19 protein-coding genes are annotated in these 18,118 nt (G+C 65.8%); 14 read left to right on the top strand and 5 right to left on the bottom strand.

The window, feature by feature from the left end:
• Positions 1-19 precede the first annotated feature (19 nt).
• Both VGV37_RS29550 and VGV37_RS29545 read left to right on the top strand, forming a co-directional pair.
• On the top strand, positions 20-367 hold the full coding sequence (locus VGV37_RS29550; protein ID WP_326883457.1) for a YciI family protein: 348 nt from the start codon (positions 20-22) through the stop codon (positions 365-367).
• Positions 368-378: 11 nt separating this feature from the next.
• The gene (locus VGV37_RS29545) at positions 379-1,641 is read left to right on the top strand and encodes an RNA polymerase sigma factor (RefSeq protein ID WP_326883484.1); all 1,263 of its coding nucleotides are present in this window, start codon (positions 379-381) and stop codon (positions 1,639-1,641) included.
• Positions 1,642-1,837: 196 nt separating this feature from the next.
• Here VGV37_RS29545 and VGV37_RS29540 read toward each other — a convergent pair whose 3' ends face one another.
• Positions 1,838-2,287 carry a hypothetical protein gene (locus tag VGV37_RS29540; protein WP_326883456.1) on the bottom strand — a complete coding sequence of 150 codons (450 nt, stop codon included), beginning with the start codon at positions 2,285-2,287 and terminating at the stop codon, positions 1,838-1,840.
• 192 nt (positions 2,288-2,479) lie between these two features.
• On the opposite strand from VGV37_RS29540, the gene VGV37_RS29535 reads away from it, so the two are divergent.
• Complete coding sequence (locus tag VGV37_RS29535) at positions 2,480-3,025, top strand: dihydrofolate reductase family protein (protein WP_326883454.1); 546 nt, start codon at positions 2,480-2,482, stop codon at positions 3,023-3,025.
• A 16-nt stretch (positions 3,026-3,041) separates the two neighbouring features.
• Here VGV37_RS29535 and VGV37_RS29530 read toward each other — a convergent pair whose 3' ends face one another.
• On the bottom strand, positions 3,042-3,977 hold the full coding sequence (locus tag VGV37_RS29530; protein WP_326883453.1) for a LysR family transcriptional regulator: 936 nt from the start codon (positions 3,975-3,977) through the stop codon (positions 3,042-3,044).
• A gap of 130 nt (positions 3,978-4,107) precedes the next feature.
• On the opposite strand from VGV37_RS29530, the gene VGV37_RS29525 reads away from it, so the two are divergent.
• From VGV37_RS29525 to VGV37_RS29505, 5 genes are all read left to right on the top strand, one after another.
• Positions 4,108-4,839 carry an ABC transporter ATP-binding protein gene (locus VGV37_RS29525; RefSeq protein WP_326883452.1) on the top strand — a complete coding sequence of 244 codons (732 nt, stop codon included), beginning with the start codon at positions 4,108-4,110 and terminating at the stop codon, positions 4,837-4,839.
• Positions 4,836-6,239, top strand: a complete 1,404-nt coding sequence (locus VGV37_RS29520) for an ABC transporter permease (protein ID WP_326883451.1) — start codon at positions 4,836-4,838, stop codon at positions 6,237-6,239. The genes VGV37_RS29525 and VGV37_RS29520 overlap by 4 nt, the downstream gene beginning before the upstream one ends.
• Positions 6,232-7,017, top strand: coding sequence for an outer membrane lipoprotein-sorting protein (locus VGV37_RS29515; RefSeq protein ID WP_326883449.1), 786 nt, complete (start codon positions 6,232-6,234; stop codon positions 7,015-7,017). Before VGV37_RS29520 ends, VGV37_RS29515 begins: the two co-directional genes overlap by 8 nt.
• Complete coding sequence (locus VGV37_RS29510; RefSeq protein WP_326883448.1) at positions 7,014-8,426, top strand: hypothetical protein; 1,413 nt, start codon at positions 7,014-7,016, stop codon at positions 8,424-8,426. Before VGV37_RS29515 ends, VGV37_RS29510 begins: the two co-directional genes overlap by 4 nt.
• A 156-nt stretch (positions 8,427-8,582) precedes the next feature.
• On the top strand, positions 8,583-9,101 hold the full coding sequence (locus VGV37_RS29505) for a hypothetical protein (RefSeq protein ID WP_326883447.1): 519 nt from the start codon (positions 8,583-8,585) through the stop codon (positions 9,099-9,101).
• 278 nt (positions 9,102-9,379) lie between these two features.
• Here VGV37_RS29505 and VGV37_RS29500 read toward each other — a convergent pair whose 3' ends face one another.
• Together VGV37_RS29500 and VGV37_RS29495 are read right to left on the bottom strand one after the other, a co-directional pair.
• Entirely contained in the window at positions 9,380-10,906 is a 1,527-nt protein-coding gene (locus VGV37_RS29500) for an FAD-dependent monooxygenase (RefSeq protein WP_326883446.1), read from the bottom strand.
• A 294-nt stretch (positions 10,907-11,200) separates the two neighbouring features.
• Complete coding sequence (locus VGV37_RS29495) at positions 11,201-12,142, bottom strand: LysR family transcriptional regulator (protein ID WP_326883445.1); 942 nt, start codon at positions 12,140-12,142, stop codon at positions 11,201-11,203.
• A 131-nt stretch (positions 12,143-12,273) separates the two neighbouring features.
• Here VGV37_RS29495 and VGV37_RS29490 point away from each other — a divergent pair, with 131 nt between their 5' ends.
• Positions 12,274-13,647 carry an MFS transporter gene (locus VGV37_RS29490; protein ID WP_326883444.1) on the top strand — a complete coding sequence of 458 codons (1,374 nt, stop codon included), beginning with the start codon at positions 12,274-12,276 and terminating at the stop codon, positions 13,645-13,647.
• A gap of 140 nt (positions 13,648-13,787) precedes the next feature.
• A complete protein-coding gene (locus tag VGV37_RS29485) occupies positions 13,788-14,525 on the top strand; it encodes a DUF899 domain-containing protein (protein WP_326883443.1) in 738 nt (245 codons plus the stop codon).
• 85 nt (positions 14,526-14,610) lie between these two features.
• Here the strand turns inward: VGV37_RS29485 and VGV37_RS29480 are convergent, their stop codons facing one another.
• Positions 14,611-15,474: a GlxA family transcriptional regulator gene (locus VGV37_RS29480; protein ID WP_326883442.1), complete on the bottom strand. Its 864-nt coding sequence runs from the start codon at positions 15,472-15,474 to the stop codon at positions 14,611-14,613.
• Between VGV37_RS29480 and VGV37_RS29475 the strand changes: the two genes are divergently transcribed.
• The 4 genes from VGV37_RS29475 (at position 15,388) to VGV37_RS29460 (ending at position 18,100) form a co-directional block, all read left to right on the top strand.
• The gene (locus VGV37_RS29475) at positions 15,388-16,488 is read left to right on the top strand and encodes a dienelactone hydrolase family protein (protein WP_326883441.1); all 1,101 of its coding nucleotides are present in this window, start codon (positions 15,388-15,390) and stop codon (positions 16,486-16,488) included. The genes VGV37_RS29480 and VGV37_RS29475 overlap by 87 nt on opposite strands.
• Positions 16,489-16,696: 208 nt before the next feature.
• Positions 16,697-16,846, top strand: coding sequence for a CopG family transcriptional regulator (locus tag VGV37_RS29470; protein ID WP_326883440.1), 150 nt, complete (start codon positions 16,697-16,699; stop codon positions 16,844-16,846).
• A gap of 37 nt (positions 16,847-16,883) precedes the next feature.
• Positions 16,884-17,228, top strand: a complete 345-nt coding sequence (locus tag VGV37_RS29465; protein ID WP_326883439.1) for a hypothetical protein — start codon at positions 16,884-16,886, stop codon at positions 17,226-17,228.
• Positions 17,225-18,100: a class I SAM-dependent methyltransferase gene (locus VGV37_RS29460; RefSeq protein WP_326883438.1), complete on the top strand. Its 876-nt coding sequence runs from the start codon at positions 17,225-17,227 to the stop codon at positions 18,098-18,100. Before VGV37_RS29465 ends, VGV37_RS29460 begins: the two co-directional genes overlap by 4 nt.
• Positions 18,101-18,118: the final 18 nt, after the last annotated feature.

Genomic DNA, 18,118 nt, shown 5'->3' with positions numbered 1-18,118 from the left:
CGAGGATGAGGATTGAACGATGCAATATATGCTGCTGGTGTATTGGGACGAAGCCAGACAGGCGGTTGCCACGACAGAGCAAAAGGCCGCGACGTTCGCGGCCTACAGCGCCTATACCGAGGCGATGACGAAGGCCGGCGCGTTCGTGGCAGGCAGTGGTTTGCAGGATTCCACGACGGCGACCATCGTGCGGGCCCCTGACGGCAAGGCCCAGGTGCTCAACGGGCCCTATGTCGAAAGCAAGGAGCAGTTGGCCGGCTATTATCTCATCGAAGCGGCGGATCTCGACGACGCGCTCGCCTGGGCGGCGCGTTGTCCCGGTGCCGAGCAGGGCACGGTGGAGATTCGCCCCCTCATGATCTACTGATCTGTTCTGCCATGCCGCGAGAAGACGACCAGTCCGCCGTCAAGATTGCCGAGGCGGTCGCGCGCCGAAGCTACGGCAAGCTGGTCGCCATTCTCGCGGCGCCTACGCGCGATGTCGCCGGTGCCGAAGACGCCTTGTCGGAGGCGTTCACCTCCGCTCTGGCGGAGTGGCCGGTCAACGGCGCGCCACGAAGCCCCGAGGCGTGGCTGCTTGCGGTCGCCCGGCGCAGGATGGTGGATGCGGTCAGACGCAGGCAGGTGGGTACCGCCGTCTCCGACCATCTGCAGCTCCTGGCGGCGGAGTGGGAGGCCAGGGCGAGCGAAGCGCCGCACATTCCCGACGAGCGTCTGGCTTTGATGTTCGCTTGTGCGCATCCGGCGATCGAGCCTGGCATCAGGGCGCCGTTGATCCTGCAGACGATCCTCGGGTTCGACGCGCAGGCGATCGGTTCTGCCTTTCTGGTCTCGCCTGCGGCGATGGGCCAGCGACTGGCGCGGGCCAAGAACAAGATCAGAAGAGCCGGCATTCCTTTCCGCGTACCCGATCGCACCGACATGCGCGCCCGCCTGGGTGCCGTATTGGAAGCGGTCTATGCGACTTATACGGAAGGCTGGAGCGATCCGACCGGCGCCGTCGTCCGCCTGCGCGATCTCGCGGAGGAAGCGATCTGGCTCGGTCGACTGATCGTAGCCCTCTTGCCCGAAGAGGCCGAAGCGTATGGCTTGCTCGCGCTGATGCTTTATTCGCACGCGCGGCGCGGCGCCCGGCGCGACCTTGCAGGCGAATTCGTGCCGCTGGCCGACCAGGACCCGGCCGTCTGGGACGACGGGCTGATCGACGAAGCCGAGGCGTTACTTTCTCGCGCGAGTGCGTTCGACGCCTTCGACCGCTATCAATTGGAAGCGGCAATTCAATCGGCGCATGTCGTACGGCGTCGCACTGGTGCCAGCGACTGGGCCGCAATCGAGCGGCTCTACGATGGCCTGTGCGCGATCACCGGTTCGGCGGTGGCGGCGGTCAATCGCGCCGTCGCGATCGCGCAGACGCGCGGTGCCGCCGCGGGATTGGCGGCGCTGCCGGAGCCCAGCCCCGGCAACCGGCTCGTCGAATATCAACCCTATTGGGCCGCACGCGCCGAGCTTCTCTCGCGGCTCGGCGATGTCGCCGCGGCGCACGAGGCCTATGACCAGGCGATCGGATTGGCGGCGGAGCCCGCCGTGCGCAGCTTCTTGCAAAAGCGACGGGCACAGAGTTCGATACCATCGAAAGTTTAGGCCGAGCCGCCCGGAAATCAGCAGCCCGAAGGTCTGAATCTCGGTCGCGGTATAGCAGATCAATTTCAACCGCTTTTCGTCATAGGGTAGCCAGACGACGACGCCCAGGCTGGTTTTTTGCGGCACGTCGATCGTGACCGGCTCGGCATCCAGAGACACCAGGAAGGTGTCGGCGACCATTCGCCGCCCGCAGCCGTCATGCGGCATGCATGTGGCTGTAGAACTGATACAGCCCCCACAGGATCAAGGCAGCGAACAACAGCAGTTCCCGCCAGGGTCGTGCCGGTCGCGCCTGGATGGCATAAGACATGATCTTGATGGGCGAGGCCGGTGGCGCGGGCGTTTCCTCTGCTCCAAGCGGCAGGGAAAACCGGTGGAAGTAGAGCTGGATCAGGGTCGCGCCGACGAGTAGCCCCGTGATGAAGCTGACGTGGTCTGCGCCCGCCGTGAAGAGAAGCCCGACCAGCACGAGGCACAGGCAGAGCAGGACGCCGTCGGATCCCTTGGTTGCACTCGCCCGGCCGTCATAGGCGCGATCGAGCGCGCGCCTTCTCACTCGATAGGGCAGGAAAAAGAAGAAAGCGAACTTGAGGAGTGCATGGATGGAGAACAGCACCAGCAGAACGGTGAGCGCTTGAGAAACCATTCCCGGAACCTCCATGATTGTGATCAGGTGCGCCTGGCAAGCGCGTCAGTGAGCCCAGACTGGCCAAAACTTCCTGCCAAGCCGAATGTCCGCCGATGGCGCGATACCGAACCCGCCGGGCTCGGCCGTTTCCTCGGCGGGTGAGGATGCTCTAAGCTGCCGTGCGGGCAGATCGTGCGGAGGTGTGAGGCTATGGGCAAGCTCGTCTTCGGAATGATGCAGTCTCTCGACGGCTATGTCGCCGGCGCGGCGGACGGGCCGCAGTTGCCGGCGCCCGGCGCGACGCTCCATCGTCATTTCAACGATCACGTTCGCAGCCTCGCCGGCAGTCTGTACGGTCGTCGCATGTACGAGGTGATGTGCTATTGGGACGAGGACCGGCCGGAGTGGGGCCCCGTCGAACACGACTTCGCGTCGGTGTGGCGGGCGCAGACGAAATGGGTCGCCTCCCGCTCGCTGAAGTCGGTCGGTGCGAACGCCACGCTCGTCGGTGAAGATCTCGAAGCGTTCGTGCGCAAGCTGAAGGCAGGCGTCGAAGGCGACATCGACGTCGCCGGGCCCGATCTGGCGGGAGGTCTCACCGAGCTCGGTCTCATCGACGAGTATCGTCTCTACTTCCGCCCCTTCGTGCTGGGCCGCGGCAAGCCGTATTTCATCGGTGCCCGGCCGCCGCTTCGTCTGATCGCCACCGATCCCGTCGGCGAGGACGCGGTCAGGCTGACCTGCGTTCCTGCGTGACCATGCTATTGGCTCGTCATCGATCCGGGTCCGGTTGGCAGCGCCCGCGGGAGCCCTTCACGTGATCGATGAAGGCCCGTAGTTTCGGCATCATTTGATGGCGGCTGGGATAGTACAGAAACATGCCCGGCGCCATCGGCGCGAACGGCTCCAGGACACTCACGAGTTTTCCCGCGACCACCGGTCCGATGGCCATCGGCTCGGGCAGTTGCGCAAGCCCGGCACCTTCGATGGCGGCACCCAGCAGGGTGGGAAAGTCGTTGGCGATCAGCGGTCCCGCAACGATCGCCTCGATCGGCGTGTTGCCGTCGATGAAGGACCAGGGGGCGATCGTCCCGTTGGAGCGGCGCATGCGCAGGCAGGCATGATCCCGCAGGTCGTCGATGCGCCCGGGCCGCGTCCGCCGGAGCAGATAACCAGGGCTGCCGACGACCGCAAGCGGGAAGGGCGGCGTCAGCCGGACGGCGACCATGTCGGCAGCGATGAACTGGCCCATTCGCACCCCGGCATCGAACCCTTCGGCCGCGAGATCGACCAACTCCGCGCTGGCGGCGATCTCCACCTCCACTTCCGGATAGGCCTGGGCGAAGGATGCGATCAGCGGCTCCAGCAGGATCGGCACTGCGGCGCGGGGCACCGTGAGGCGCAGGAGTCCGGATGGCCGCTGCCCGAGATCCCGCGCAACGGCGCTCGCGGCGACCAGCTCTTCGAACGCCGGCTTTGCGCGTGAAAGGAAGCGTTCGCCGGCCTCGGTCAGGCCGACGCTGCGTGTCGTGCGCATGAAGAGCGCTGCGCCGATACGCGCCTCGAGGGCGCGTATCGTCTGGCTCACGGCAGATGGAGTGACGCCCAGTTCCGCGGACGCTTTGCGGAAACTGCGGTGCTCGGCAACGCTCAGGAACGCCTCCAAGCCGTCGAGTGCGCCCTGCCGGACTGTGAAGTTCTGCTTCATAACCCATCGACATTAGCGCGAATAGTCGGGCGCGGGAAGGGGACGTACATCTAGCTCGCAAATCCGGAGTCAGGGTGATGGGAGGCTCCGGAGGCGCGACGACGGCCCGAAGACCAAGAGGGATCCTGCATTGACCGATGTCCTTGATGACGCGCGCGACCATCGTCACGCGACCGCGGTGAGGCTGACCGAGGTCACCAAGACCTACCGCGCCGGCACGGTGGAAGTGGCGGCCTTGCGGGGCATCAGCGGCGATATCCCGCTCCGCAGCTTCTCGATGATCGTCGGACCGTCGGGCAGCGGCAAAACGACCTTGCTCAACCTCGTGGGGTGCATCGATGTGCCGAGCACGGGGACGGTCGAGGTGTGCGGCCAGCGCATCGGTGAGCTCAAGGATAACGCGCTGGCCGATTTCCGCGCCCGGCATGTCGGCTTCGTGTTCCAGAACTTCAGCCTCGTTCCGGTGCTGTCCGCGTACGAGAATGTCGAATACCCGCTTCTTCTGATCGGCGTACCGGCGGCGAAACGCCGCGAGCGTGCCCTCGCCATGCTGGAAGCGGTGGGATTGGCGAACCAAAGCCGACAGCGCCCCAACGAGTTGAGCGGCGGCCAGAAGCAGCGAGTGGCGATCGCACGAGCGCTGGTCAAGGAGCCCTCGCTGGTCCTCGCCGATGAGCCGACCGCCAATCTCGACACCGAGACCGGGGCGGCGATCATCGACCTGATGCATCGGGTGCAGAGCCAGTTCCACACGACATTCGTGTTCTCGACCCACGACCCGCACCTGATGTCGCACGCGGACGAGACCTTCGTGATCCGCGATGGTCGGCTGGTCGATCACAAGGCGGGAGCGGTACAATGAGCCTTCTGTTCAAGATCGCGTTCCGCAACATCCTGCGCAACCGGCGGCGGTCCGCGATGACTGGTTCGGCGGTTGCGGCGGGCGCGCTGGCGATGCTGCTCTTCGGCGGCTTCACGACCTATATCTTCGCAGGCCTCGAGACCAACAACGTGCAGCGGATCGGCCATCTGACCGTCTTCCGCGCCGGCTATTTCCTCTTCGGGGCCGGCAATCCCGCAGCTTATGGCATCGACCGCTATGGCGAGGTCATGAAGTTGATCGGGAGCGATCCCGTCCTGAAGCCGATGATCAACGTCCTGACGCCGACGCAGTCGCTGGTCGGCATCGCCGGCAATTTCTCCGACGAGGTCGACGCATCGAAGACGTTTCTTGGCGTCGGATTGATCCCGTCGGATCGCGACCGGATGCGCCTATGGGATCAATTCGAGATCGGCGCCGCGCGGCCGCCCGATCACCGGTTGTCCGACACCGAAGAGACGTCTGGATTGATGGGCTTCGGTCTCGCCCGCATCCTCGGCCTGTGCGCGCGGTTGGGGCTTGCCGATTGCCCGCCCCTGCCGGACGCGGGTCGGCCGGCCGCTGACATTACCGCAGCGGTCGATCCCGATATCGTCGGCCTGGCGCGGCACGAAACTTCCACGGAAGTCTTGTCCGGCGCGCCGCAGATCCAGCTCCTCGCCGCTACGGCGGGCGGTGCTCCCAACGTGGTGAGCCTGTCGGTGAACGGGGCCGAGCCGCAGGGTGTCAAGGAGCTCGACGACAATTACATCGCGATGCATCTGGCGTTGGCCCAGCAACTCGTCTACGGCCGCGGCGAGCACAAGGTCACGGGGATCGTGCTCCAGCTCCACCGCAGCCAGGACCTGCAAGCGGCGCGGGCGCGGCTGGTGTCGCTCTTCCAGGAGCATCGCCTCGATTTGGACATCCGCGATTTCAGCGAATTGACGCCGTTCTACGGCCAGGTCGTGCGGCTGTTCAGCGGAATTTTCCTGTTCATCGCCCTGGTCATGAGCGTGATCGTGTTGTTCGCGGTGGTCAACACCATGACCATGAACGTCATGGAGCGGACCAACGAGATCGGAACGACCCGCGCCATGGGTGTGCGACGCGCCCGCATCCGCTGGCAGTTCATCCTCGAAGGGGCCCTGATCGGTGTCGCCGGCGCCACGGCAGGCGCCATCCTCGCCGTCGGCATCGCGTCGCTGGTGAATGGCGCCGGTCTCACCTGGGTGCCGCCCGGCAACGCCAACCCGTCGCCGCTTTATCTCTACGTCTTCGGCCGGCCTGGCCTCGTCATCGGGGCGTGGCTTGGCCTCGTGCTGATCGCCACGCTCGCCGCCCTCATTCCTGCCAATCGCGCAGCGCGGCTGCCGGTCGTGGATGCGCTGCGTCATGTCTAAGACAACAACCATGCGGGCCGTGGCCGCTGTCTTCCTCGCGTTCGCTGCGACGAACGACGCCGCCCGGGCCGAGACCGCGCAGGACATCGTCGTCGCCTCGGACAAGGTGCGGAACCCGGGCGAGCCGTTTCGGTCGACCAATACCCTGACCGAGTTCGTCGCCGGCAAGCCGCGCGACCAGAACGTGCTCGTCGTATATGCCAAGGAGGACCCGGCCACGCACCAGTTCCGCAACCTGATCCGCTACGTGGCGCCGCCGCGCGACCAGGGCAAGATGGTGCTGCTCGATGGCCGCGTGCTGTGGTTCTACGACCCCAATTCCAAGGCAAGCGTGCGCATCTCGCCACAGCAGCGCCTGATCGGCCAAGCCGCGATCGGCGACGTGCTGACCGTCAACTTTGCGGTCGACTACAGCGGCACCTTGCTCGGCGACGAAACGATCCAGGACGCCAGCCGCAAGGACCGCCAGTGCTGGCACCTCGACATGAAGGCGGCCAACGACCAGGCGGTCTATAATCGCGTCGAATATTGGGTGGAGCACGGAACCAACTACCCCGTAAAGGCCAAGTTCTATTCGGACAGCGGCCGGCTGCTGAAAATCCTGTACTATCGCGGCTTCGAAGAACAGCTCGGCCGCATCCGTCCGACCGAGGCCGTGATCATCGACGCGGTCGACACCTCGCTGGTCACGACCTTCAAATTCGGCGACTTCCATGCTCAGGCCATCCCGGACGCCTGGTTCCAACGCGATTATCTGCCGCGGTTGCAGCCGGAATGATTGCGCGCCTATGCGGCCTGGCACTTCTCGGGCTGGCCCTGGGCGACGCCGTCGCATTGGCGGACGAGAACAGCGACCTCGACCTCATCCCCCAGGCGGCGGGGCAGCCGCAGACGCCGACGGTCGCAGTGTCGCCCGGCGGCGCGCCCAATCAACGCCTCTATCTCGAGAACGCCCTCACCGGTTCGGGGCCGCGCGGTGGGCTTCCGGTTCCGTTTCCGCCGCCCAAGCCGGCGACCTGGCAGGAGCGCCTGTTCCTCGACGCGCGCAAGCAATGGGTGCTCGGTGATCGGGTGACTTTGACGCTCAGCGACCGGCTCAACCTCAGGGCTGAGAGCAACCTCGATGGGCCCGGTCACCAGAACACGATCAACGATTTCCGCGAAGGCTATGTGAGCTGGGAAGCGCTCGACCGCACCTATCTCGATGCCGGCCGCATCAATCTGAAGAACGGGGCGGCCGTCGGCTTCAACCCGACCGATTTTTTCAAGACCCGCGCGGTCGTCGATCCGCTGTCGGTCGATCCCACCGTGCTACGCGAGGACAGGCTTGGCACCGTGATGGGTTTCGGCGAGCGCATCTGGCAGGGCGGCACCTTGATGGTCGCCGTGGCGCCCAAGCTCACCAATCCGACGGCGGTCTATAAAAGCACGGACTTGCGGAGCTTCGATCCGTCTTTCGACCGCACCAATGCGCACGCCCGGTTTATGGTCAAGGGCAGCGCCGACCTGGCCGAGGATTTCGCGCCCGAGCTGTTGCTCTATCACGAAGCCGACCGCACATCGGTCGGAACCAACCTCACCCGGAGCGTCAGCCAGGATGTCGTCGTCTATGCCGAGTGGGCGGGCGGAACGCGGTCGAGCCTGGTTGACGAGGCGTTGCGCTACGGGCGCCAGACGGGGACGTTGCCGATGAACGCATCGAGTGCGATTCCGGAGAGTTCGATCAGCGGGTTCCAAAGCGAACTCTCGGTCGGCGGCTCCTACACCACCGAATCGAAGATCACCTTCAACCTCGAATATCATTTCAATCAGGCCGGGTTCTCGCGGCGCGACTGGAACAATTGGTTCCGCGCCGGCTCGTCACCCGGCGCGCGCGCGGCCATTACCAGGGAACTCTGGTATCTCCGATCCTATGCGGCCGAACAGCAGGAACCCCTCAGCGAGCATTCCGTGTTTCTGCGCGCCGATCGGGTCGATGCGTTCGTTCCCAACCTCGAGATCACCGGCTTCATCAACGCAGATCTCTACGACGGCTCAAGTCTCGCTCAGGTCACGGCCGACTACTACCTGTCGAACGCATGGACTGTCGGTGGGTTGGTCATCGCCGATCTCGGCCGTGCGCATTCGGATTTCGGCAGTCTGCCACAGACCGCAAGCGTGCTGTTCAGGCTCGCCCGGTATTTCTGACGAGCGCGGCGCCGGATTGTGAAGTTCTGCTTCATGGCCCATCGACAATATCGCGAATAGCCGAGCGCGGGCAGCGGCCCTACTCATGGGAGGCCGGCTCGGTGTCCTGACCGCGGCGTTCGAGGCCGCGCCGATCAATAGCTGACAGGAGGCCAAATGTCGCCGGAACCGCTCTTCCAGATCCATCTCGTACTCGGCTATGTCGCGTGGCTGCTCTGCTTTGGTGCGTATGTCTGGCCTTGGTTGAGGTCGATGGGCAGGGTCGAAGCGCAGCGCGCCATCGCTACCCTGCATAGTTTCCGTTTCTTCGGCCTCGTCTTCATCCTTCCGGGCGTCGTCGGTCCCGATCTGCCCGCGGGCTTCGCCACTTTCGCCGCCTACGGTGACCTCGCGACCGGGGTGCTGGCCATTCTGGCGCTTCTCGCGGTGAGGGTACGTCCGCTCTTCTGGCTTTTCGTCATCGCCTTCAATCTCGTGGGGATCGCCGACCTCATCCTCGACTATTTCCACGCGATCCAGGCCAATCTTCCAGCGATGGCCGGGCAATTGGGCGCCACCTACGCGATCCCGATCATCTACGTGCCCGCGCTGATGATCACGCATCTGGCGGCGCTCTATCTGCTGGTGCGTCCCACGGCGGCCCGGGCGCTCGCCGACATTGCGGCCGCATCGTAAATGGGACAGCATGCGCGACGGCCCCCCTGCTTTCGAAGAAGATGAAGACGCGTTTGAGGCCGTATCGACATCTCGATATCCGATCGTGGAACGGCGATGGACATGTCGCGACGGCTGGCATCCCAAGCCCCGGGACCTGCTCGCGGTCTATCCGGCGTCGCGCCAGCTTTCACCCAAAGTTCGTGCTGCGACAGAGTTCGCGCTCAAGGGCCGCGCGGTCGACAGTGCATAAATCGGCTTCATCTGGAAGTCCGCGGCCCTGACCGGGCCGGGTGCGGCTACGCCGCCCTCGGCGGTCCGGACCAGGTGGTCAGCGCGTCCGCCAGCCCCAGCGGGGTCGGGTCCCCCACCCAGGCCACATAGCCGTCCGGCCGAACCAGCACGGCTGCCGGCGCGGCGATCGCCCCGATCACCGGAAGCTCCCATACACCATCGTATTTGGCGTCGACCAGCTGGACCCGATCCGCCCAGGGCGTGATCTCGATGCTGCCGGGCTCGCCGAGATTGATCAGCACCGGCCGGGCATCGTGCAGCAAGGTGAAGGCCCGCACCGGGCCGTCGGTAGTGGCCAGGTCGAGGTCGGGCATGCGGCGCCCGATCAGCGGATGGCCGTCGCCGAGGTCGTACCGAACGCCCAGACCGGATATCTCCGCGGCGAGGTTTCTGCGCGGCTCGTCCAGGCCCAGGAGCCCGGAAACGACGTCGGCCAGGGCCTCGCTGCGGTCGTCGGTTCGACGAAGGGCGACCTGCGCCATCGTGTTGCGCAGAACACGGGCACCTACCGGGTGGCGCTCGGCGTGGTAGGTGTCGAGCAGGCTTTCGGGCGATATCCGCTTGACCACCTGGGCCAGCTTCCATCCCAGGTTCACCGCATCCTGCACACCGATGTTGAGACCCTGTCCTCCCATCGGGGGATGCACATGCGCGGCGTCGCCCGCCAGCAGGACGCGCCGATCGCGGTAGGCGGCGGCCTGCCGTGTCATGTCGGTGAACCGGGAAATCCAGAGCGGGCTGTGGATCCCATGGTCGGTGCCATAGACCTCGACGAGCGCCTCGCCGACCTCGCGCAGGGTGGGTTCCCTGTCGAGATGCAACTGCCGTTCGCTCAGCACGACCCGAGCCCGCGCGGTATCATCCACTTTGCCGATCGCATGCATGCCGGCTGCGTCCTGGTGGAACCCCCATTTCGGTTCTTCGGCGAACTCGGCTTCGGCGATCAGCCAGCTCGTCGTCGGATCCCACCCGGGGAACTCTATGCCGGCTGCCTTGCGGACCAGGCTGCGGCCGCCGTCGCACCCGACGAGATACTCCGCCCGGAGCGACCGGCCGTCGGAGCATGCGATGTCGACGCCAGTGTCGTCCTGCACGAAACCCGTGACCTCCCGTTCGCGATAGACCGTCACCGGCAGCTCGTCGACCCAGCCGGCCAGGATGTGCTCGATCTGGTTCTGCCACAGCCCGAGCACGTAGTTGTGTCGGGTTGGAAAATCGCTGATGTCCAACGGGATCATGTGGAAGCGCAGGGCAGGATAGGCCTGGCCCTGGGAGACGAACCGATCGGCGATGCCGCGCTGATCGAGAACCTCGATGGTGCGTGAATGCAGGCCGCCGGCGCGCGCGCCGACGAGGTCCGGGCTCGTGCGGCGCTCGACGATCGCGACATCAATGCCTGCCAAGGCGAGCTCGCCGGCCAGCATCATCCCGGTCGGACCGCCCCCGGCGATCACGACCTGATGCTGCCGCACCTCCCGGTCAGCGATGGATGCATCGATGCCCTTGGCGACGTTGTCCCGTATTGCAACCATTTCGCACTCCTCGAACTCGCGGTCGAACGGGGTTCTTCTCGGCCCGGACGATCGATGGCGGGAGCAGCTTTTTGGCTATTTTTCCAAGATGATCAATGCTTTCCGCAGCGGCATTTTGCGGGCTTGCCGGACGGTCCGGCGCCGTGCGAAATTACCTCCACACGATGGATCAAGCGAGATTTCGGCGGGGCTTGCGGCAGCGCAGCCGGACGATCCGGCGCAGACGGGCTGCGATCGCCGATGGATCGGGATCGCCATAGGCGGTCCGAGCATGCCGGCCTGCAATCGACGGATTCATGTTTCCACGTCGGATGGCTCGGGACCGATCCTGCAGGCGTTCCGCACCAGACCGCGGAACCAGCGATGGGCCGGGTCGGCCTCCATGCGGGGATGCCACATCTGCGACACCGTGATCGGTTCGGTTCGCACCGGCAGCGCAAAGCTCTCCAATCCTTTCCGGATTGTGCCCGACAGGCGCTTGAGCTCCGCCGCGATGAAGGATGCCGGGACCAGCGCCACGAGGTCGGACGCCCTCGCCAGCGTCAATGCGGCCGGGAAGCTCGGCACGGTGACCACCACGTTGCGCGCGAGGCCCATTCCCGCCAGGGCTTCGTCGACCGGACCGTGCATGCGGCCGCGGCGCGACGTGATGACATGGTCGCATGCGGCATAGCGTTCCGGCGTGACGGGTCCGGCCGTCAGCGGATGGCCGCTGCGCACCACGCCGACGAAGTGGTCCTGGAACAGCGCCTGCAGGCGCACTTCTGGTCCCGTCCGTCCGAGGACGCCGATTTCGAGATCGACGAGGCCTTCCCGCAGCGGCCGCACGTCCTTGTCGGGCTTGGGCGCGAAACGCAATCGAACGCCGGGTGCCGCCGCCGTCACGGCCTGTACCAGCCGCATCCCGAACGTCTCCACGAAACCTTCATTGGCGCGCAAAGTGAAGACACGGTTCAGCATGGTCGCGTCGAACCCTTCGTCGGCCGGCTGCAGGACCGAGCGGGCCTCATGAGCCAGATCGCGGACACGCTCGCGCAACGTGCCGGCGTGGGGCGTCGGCACCAGCCCGCGGCCCGCGCGCACCAGCAACGGGTCGCCGGTTGCGGCGCGCAGGCGCGCCAGCGTCCGGCTCATCGCCGAGGCGCTCAACCCCAGCCTGCGTGCGGCGCCGACCACGCTTCCCTCCTGCAGCAGGGCGTCGAGCGCGGTCAGAAGGTTGAGATCGATATCGAGCATGGGCATCCCGGCAAATGAGCGACGCTCGAGAAGTGGCGTCCGGTGCATCTATTCACTGTATACGGTGCGCCTACCGCCATCCATGCCGGTCGCTATGTTCTCTCGAACGAATTGGACAGACAGGCCCGACCGTGACCCAGACGAACGAGACCGACATTCCCGAAGAGGGCCTGCCGATGCCGCAGCGCCATCTGGCCCTTGCGGCCGTCCTGGCGGCGATGGTGCTGGTCGTGCTCGACGGCGCGATTGCGAACGTCGCCTTACCGACGATCGCGGGCGCGCTGCAGGTTTCGCCCGGCGCGTCGGTCTGGGTCGTCACCGGGTACCAGCTTGCCCTGGTGATCGCCATTCTTCCGTGTGCGGCGCTCGGCGAAAGCCTGGGATATCGACGGGTGTTCGTGGGCGGGGCGCTGGTGTTTACCGGGGCGTCGCTCCTGTGCGCCGTTTCGCCGTCGTTGCCCTGGCTGGTCGCGGCGCGCTTTCTTCAAGGACTGGGCGGTGCCTGCCTGATGGCGCTGGGCGTGGCCCTGCTCCGGTTCACCTATCCGCACCGGCGTCTCGGTGCCGTCATCGGCTGGAATTCGCTCGTGATCGCCTTGTCGGCGGCCATCGGGCCGACGGTCGGTGCCACGATCATTTCACTATCGAGCTGGCCGTGGCTGTTTGCGGTCAACCTGCCGGTGGGCGCCGTTGTCCTCTTGATGAGCAGAGCCTTGCCGAAGCCGCCGGGAAGCGCGCGAAAGCTCGACCTCATCAGCATCGTACTCAATGCCGCGACGTTCGGATCGCTCGTGCTCGCGGCGGAGTTCATGGTCGCGCAGCCGTGGCTCGGCGGCCCGCTGCTCGCCGTGGCGGCCGTTTGTCTGGCTGCCTTGATCCGCCGGGAGATGCCGCGCCAAGCGCCGCTCATCCCGCTGGATCTGCTGCGAGACGGGTCGTTCCGCATCTCCGTAATCGCTTCGGTGCTCTGCTTCGCCGGCCAGATGGCCAGCTACATCGCCTTGCCGTTCTACCTGCAGCATGGACTGGGTCAGGACGCCTTCACGACCGGACTCTACATGACACCCTGGCCGCTGACCGTCGCCTTCGCCGGCCCGATCTCCGGTCGCCTGGCCGACCGCTTTGCGACCTCGTGGCTCTGCGCGGCCGGCGGCACCTGCCTCGCCCTCGGGCTGGTGCTCGCATGCTTATGGCCGCTCAGCGGCAATCTGCTACCGATCGTGCCCATCACCATGCTGAGCGGGCTGGGTTTCGGCTTTTTCCAGGTGCCCAACAACCGCAACATGTTCATCTCGGCACCGCGGGCGCGGAGCGGGGCGGCCGGCGGAATGCAGGGAACGGCCCGGCTCGTCGGTCAGACGATGGGCGCCGTCATCATGACGCTGCTGTTCTCGCTCGCGCCGGTGGATGCGGCCCCGCGCATCGGCCTTGCTGTGGCGGCCGTCTTTGCCTTGGCAGGCGGCCTCGTCAGCGTGCTGCGCGTCGGCCGCACGTTCGGCAACTGAAATCCCGCCACACTTGTCACTCCCCCAACCGGATGCCCGGCTCCCACATTCTCCCATGACCGACGACGAGCATCGCTCTGGAAGGTCGCGATGGCTACGACGTCGTCGCCAGACAAGATTTGTGGGAAGGACAGCACACCATGAACACGCCCCCTATCGTGTCGCCGCAGGAATGGACGGCCGCGCGCGACCAGCTTCTCGTCAAGGAGAAGGCCATGATCCGCGCGCGGGACGCGCTCGTCGCCGAGCGGCGGCGGATGCCCTGGGTTGCCGTGGAGAATTCCTATGCGTTCGACGGCCCCCAAGGCAGGGCGACCCTGGCCGACCTGTTCGAGGGCCGGCGGCAATTGATCGTCTATCGCGCCTTCTTCGAGCCCGGTGTCCATGGCTGGCCGGACCATGCCTGCATCGGCTGTTCGCTGGGCGCCGACCAGGTCGCCCACCGCGCTCACCTGAACGCGCGCGACACGACCCTCGTCTATGCCTCGCGGGCGCCGCAGGCGGACATCGCCCGGCTCAAGGCGCGGATGGGCTGGGACATGCCCTGGTACACCATCACCGACGGCTTCGATGTCGATTTCGGGGTGGACCAATGGCACGGCCATAACGCATTCATCCGCGATGGCGAGCGTGTGTTCCGCACCTATTTCATCAATGGTCGCGGCGACGAGGCGATGGGCACGACCTGGAGTTATCTGGACATGACGGCGCTCGGGCGCCAGGAGACGTGGGAGGATTCGCCGGAAGGCTACCCGCAGAACCCGCCGTACAAGTGGTGGAACTGGAACGAGAGCTACGTCCCCGATGCCGCGCCAGACCCGAAATGGGTCAAGGTGTCGGACGCCGGAGTAGCGGCGTTCCGTAAAACCGACGGCTAGTCCGATGCAGCGCCTCTCGCGGAAGCGAGGGGCGCCCATGCCTGCCGACGAGCCGCCTTCGGCCCGATGCATTGTCGCGATCCGCTCAGGCGATGGGGCGGAAATATCCAGGCGCATGCCGCGTATCTCGTCGAATGAGCCGGCGGAGGGTGGAAGGCTCGGCATATCCCACGCGCCGCGCGATCTCGTCGACGGGCAGGCGGGTGGTCTCCAGCAGATGCCGGGCCTTTTCGATCCTTATCCGTTGAACGAATTGGATGGGGGAAAGACCGCAGACCGCTTTGAGCCGTCGGGCGAAGGTGCGGGGCGTGGCGGCGGCGACTTCGGCAAGCTCGTCGATCCCGAAGTCGCGCGCGATATTCTCACGGACCCAGCTCTCCGCTTTGGCGATCTTCGCGTCCTGCCCTGCCAGATGGCCGATCGCCATGAACGGTGCCTGGGATCGCCGTTCGTCGAGAAGCAGATAGTTGGCACAGGCTTTCGCCAGGCCTGGACCGGCAAACCGCTCCACGACAGCAAGCATCAGATCCATCTGCGCCATCGCGGCGCCTCCGGTCGCCAGGGGCCAATCGGCCACGACGATCCGATCGCTCATCAATTCGACTTTGGGATAGCGGCGCCGAAAGACGGGTGCCAGCCACCAGGTCGTGGTCGCCCGCCGGCCGTCGAGCAATCCTGTCTCCGCAAGCAGGAACGTGCTCGTGCAGGATGCGGCGATCGCCGTGCCGGCCTTGGACGCGTCGACCAGCATGTCGAGCGCGCGCCGGCAGGCCGGACTCTTCAGGGTTTCGTCCAAGGCTTCTGTCGACGCTGCTCCCAGGCCGGGAATGATGATGAGCTCCGCACGGCCCGGTTCCGCCCCGTGTCGAAGCGGCCGTGCGCGAACCGTTTCGACGTCGAACGGTGCGCTTCGTTTCACGATTTCGCTGATCCGATTGGCGGTCGCCATGACGTCGTAGGTGATGGCCGCGCTCGACGCCATGCGGCCCGGAATCTCGAGAACGGCCACGGATGTCATGTCGGAAAACCCCCGATAAATGTCATTTTCGACACTAGTGGCACTGGCGTTTCGCCGCAATCATGCCGGCTCATCGTCCGGGAGATCCAAGCAATGCCACAGCGGTCCATGAAACAGGACGATCCGCTGGAGGATTTCAAACATCGCGCGATCGCGTGCGACGGCGTCACCAAGCTGGTGCATGTGGCGGGCAGGGGACCGGCGGTCATCGTGATGCCGGAAATGCCCGGCATCAGCCCCCACGTCGCGCGTTTTGCTCGCTGGGTTCGCGACGCCGGATTTACCACCTACATGCCCTCGTTGTTCGGTCGCGATGGCGCCGTTCCGGGAGCGGAGGAGGGGGCGGCCATTTTTCGGCGGGCCTGCGCGAGCGCCGAGTTCCGCGCCTTCGCCGCGAACGGATCGAGCCCGGTGACCCGATGGCTCCGATCGCTGGCGCGATTGGCACATGAAGAGTGCGGCGGCCCCGGCGTCGGCGCCATCGGGATGTGCTTCACCGGCAATTTCGCCCTGACGATGATGCTCGAGCCGGCGATGCTGGCGCCCGTTCTCTGCCAACCGTCCTTGCCGCTGAACGATCGTGGCGGCATCGAAATCGCGCCAGACGACGTCAAGGCGGTCCGCGACCGGCTCGAACGGGACGACTTGACCGTGCTGGCCTATCGGTTCGAGGGCGACCCGTTCTGCGCGGCCCAACGCTTTGCGGCCTATGCCGAGGCGCTGGGCGAGCGTTTCATCGGACGCGAGGTTCCGGACAGTGCGGCGAACCGGGATGTCGCCCCATTCTTCCGGCAACATGTCGCGTGCCCGCATAGCGTGGTGACCGCGCACCTGATCGACGAAGCCGGACAACCGACGATCGCGGCCCGCGACGAGATACTATCGTTCTTCGCTCTCAGGCTCGGTGCTGCTGCCGGAGGACGGCAAAGCTGTCGGCCCCTCTGAGAGCGGGAAAGGCGCCGGCCCGGATCGAGACGACGGCCCGCGTGCCGATCCCGCCCAAGATCACGGCCTGCGCCCGCGCTGCCACCGCCGCCGACGGGTAGGTCACGGCGAAGGCATTCACCGATGTTCCGCGGCGAACTCCCGACCATGTCTCCACCGGTGTCTCCACCGGTTGACATCACGCTAGATTGCTAGTATTCTAGCGGTCATGGCCAACGAGGATGTCAAACAGTTCAACGTCTATCTGCCGATCGAGCTGATCAGGCAGGTAAAGCATCACGCCATCGAAGCGGAACTCTCGCTTTCGGCGTTGGTTGCCGATGCACTGCGCGCTTATCTCGAGACCGCAAAGGAATGACGTAGTCCGTCCGCGAGACCAGACAAGGAGATGTGACATGACGACCGATGGCATCGAGGCCGTATATCTGACGACCCACAATTGGGGAAAATCGGCCAAGTTCTTTCACTCGCTCGGCTTCTCTCTGGACTTCGAGACCGATCACAATTCTGGCCAGCTCCGCAACGGCACGGGTCCGTACCTGTTCATTGCAGAGATCCCCGAGCAGGAGCGGCCCGAGGCACATGTCGTGCTGACGGTGCCCGACGCGGATGCGGTCCGGCTCGACCCCGCGTTCGTCGTCACGCCGTTCGAGGACACCCATTGGGGGACCCGGGAGATGACCGTGCGCGACCCCGACGGCCGCATCTGGCGGCTCCAGGCGGCGAAATCGGCGGAATGAACGCGCCGACCAGCGATCTGCCCATAGCGGCGCCCGACGGCACGGCGCTGCGGACGGCCTTGTGGCGTGCCCTGCACATCCAGATCGACCCACCGCCGCATGTGCTCGAAGACGAGATCGGCCTCAAGCTGGCGGGTCCGGAAGACGACTGGCGTCGACGTCCGGACATGGACCCGCAGTTCACGCGCCCCTTCCGCGCTTCCATCCTGGCCCGGTCCCGTTTCATCGAGGATCTGGTCGCGCAGGAGGCGGGCCGCGGCGTCGCTCAATATGTCATCCTGGGCGCGGGGCTCGACACGTTCGCCCAGCGCAAGCCGGGGATTGCGTCCCGCCTGACGCTGTTCGAGGTCGATCAGCCGGGGCCCCAGGCCTGGAAACGGCAACGCCTGATCGAACTCGGCTTCGGCGTTCCCGATTGGCTGCGGCTGGTGCCGGTCGATTTCGAAGCAGGCGATGCCTGGTGGCACCGGTTGGCGGCGGCCGGCTTCGATGCCGGCAAGCCCGCGGTGGTGGCCTGCAGCGGCGTCAGCATGTATCTCACCAAGGATGCCATCATGGCCATGTTGCGGCAGGTCGCAGCCCTCGCGCCCGGCTCGACGTTGGCCATGACGTTCCTGGTTCCGCTGGAATTCGCGGACCCGGAGGTGCGCCCTGGTCTGGAATTGGCCGTGAAGGGCGCGCGCGCCAGCGGAACGCCGTTCGTCAGCTTCTTCACGCCGACCGAAATGCTGGCGTTCGCCGGCGAGGCCGGCTTTGCGGAATCCCGGCACGTATCGGCGGCGATGCTCGCCCAGCGCTACTTCGCCGGCAGAGCCGACGGGCTTCGGCCGCCCGATAATGCGGAGGAACTGCTCGTCGCGACGACGGGATGATGCGGGAGAGAATGCATG

Source organism: Aliidongia sp., from assembly GCF_035943795.1.
Classification (GTDB): Bacteria; Pseudomonadota; Alphaproteobacteria; order ATCC43930; family CGMCC-115725; genus Aliidongia.
Note: the sequence above shows the minus strand (reverse complement) of the source record. Positions and strands in the feature narration are given on the sequence as shown.

Excerpts from the sequence above, each read along its gene's own strand:
- VGV37_RS29485 (WP_326883443.1), top strand. The coding sequence starts at position 13,788 with ATGAACACGCCCCCTATCGTGTCGCCGCAGGAATGGACGGCCGCGCGC.
- VGV37_RS29535 (WP_326883454.1), top strand. The coding sequence starts at position 2,480 with ATGGGCAAGCTCGTCTTCGGAATGATGCAGTCTCTCGACGGCTATGTC.
- VGV37_RS29460 (WP_326883438.1), top strand. The coding sequence starts at position 17,225 with ATGAACGCGCCGACCAGCGATCTGCCCATAGCGGCGCCCGACGGCACG.
- VGV37_RS29505 (WP_326883447.1), top strand. The coding sequence starts at position 8,583 with ATGTCGCCGGAACCGCTCTTCCAGATCCATCTCGTACTCGGCTATGTC.
- VGV37_RS29540 (WP_326883456.1), bottom strand. The coding sequence starts at position 2,287 with ATGGTTTCTCAAGCGCTCACCGTTCTGCTGGTGCTGTTCTCCATCCAT.
- VGV37_RS29530 (WP_326883453.1), bottom strand. The coding sequence starts at position 3,977 with ATGAAGCAGAACTTCACAGTCCGGCAGGGCGCACTCGACGGCTTGGAG.
- VGV37_RS29480 (WP_326883442.1), bottom strand. The coding sequence starts at position 15,474 with ATGGCGACCGCCAATCGGATCAGCGAAATCGTGAAACGAAGCGCACCG.
- VGV37_RS29500 (WP_326883446.1), bottom strand. The coding sequence starts at position 10,906 with ATGGTTGCAATACGGGACAACGTCGCCAAGGGCATCGATGCATCCATC.
- VGV37_RS29550 (WP_326883457.1), top strand. The coding sequence starts at position 20 with ATGCAATATATGCTGCTGGTGTATTGGGACGAAGCCAGACAGGCGGTT.
- VGV37_RS29520 (WP_326883451.1), top strand. The coding sequence starts at position 4,836 with ATGAGCCTTCTGTTCAAGATCGCGTTCCGCAACATCCTGCGCAACCGG.
- VGV37_RS29495 (WP_326883445.1), bottom strand. The coding sequence starts at position 12,142 with ATGCTCGATATCGATCTCAACCTTCTGACCGCGCTCGACGCCCTGCTG.
- VGV37_RS29470 (WP_326883440.1), top strand. The coding sequence starts at position 16,697 with ATGGCCAACGAGGATGTCAAACAGTTCAACGTCTATCTGCCGATCGAG.
- VGV37_RS29510 (WP_326883448.1), top strand. The coding sequence starts at position 7,014 with ATGATTGCGCGCCTATGCGGCCTGGCACTTCTCGGGCTGGCCCTGGGC.
- VGV37_RS29545 (WP_326883484.1), top strand. The coding sequence starts at position 379 with ATGCCGCGAGAAGACGACCAGTCCGCCGTCAAGATTGCCGAGGCGGTC.
- VGV37_RS29515 (WP_326883449.1), top strand. The coding sequence starts at position 6,232 with ATGTCTAAGACAACAACCATGCGGGCCGTGGCCGCTGTCTTCCTCGCG.
- VGV37_RS29465 (WP_326883439.1), top strand. The coding sequence starts at position 16,884 with ATGACGACCGATGGCATCGAGGCCGTATATCTGACGACCCACAATTGG.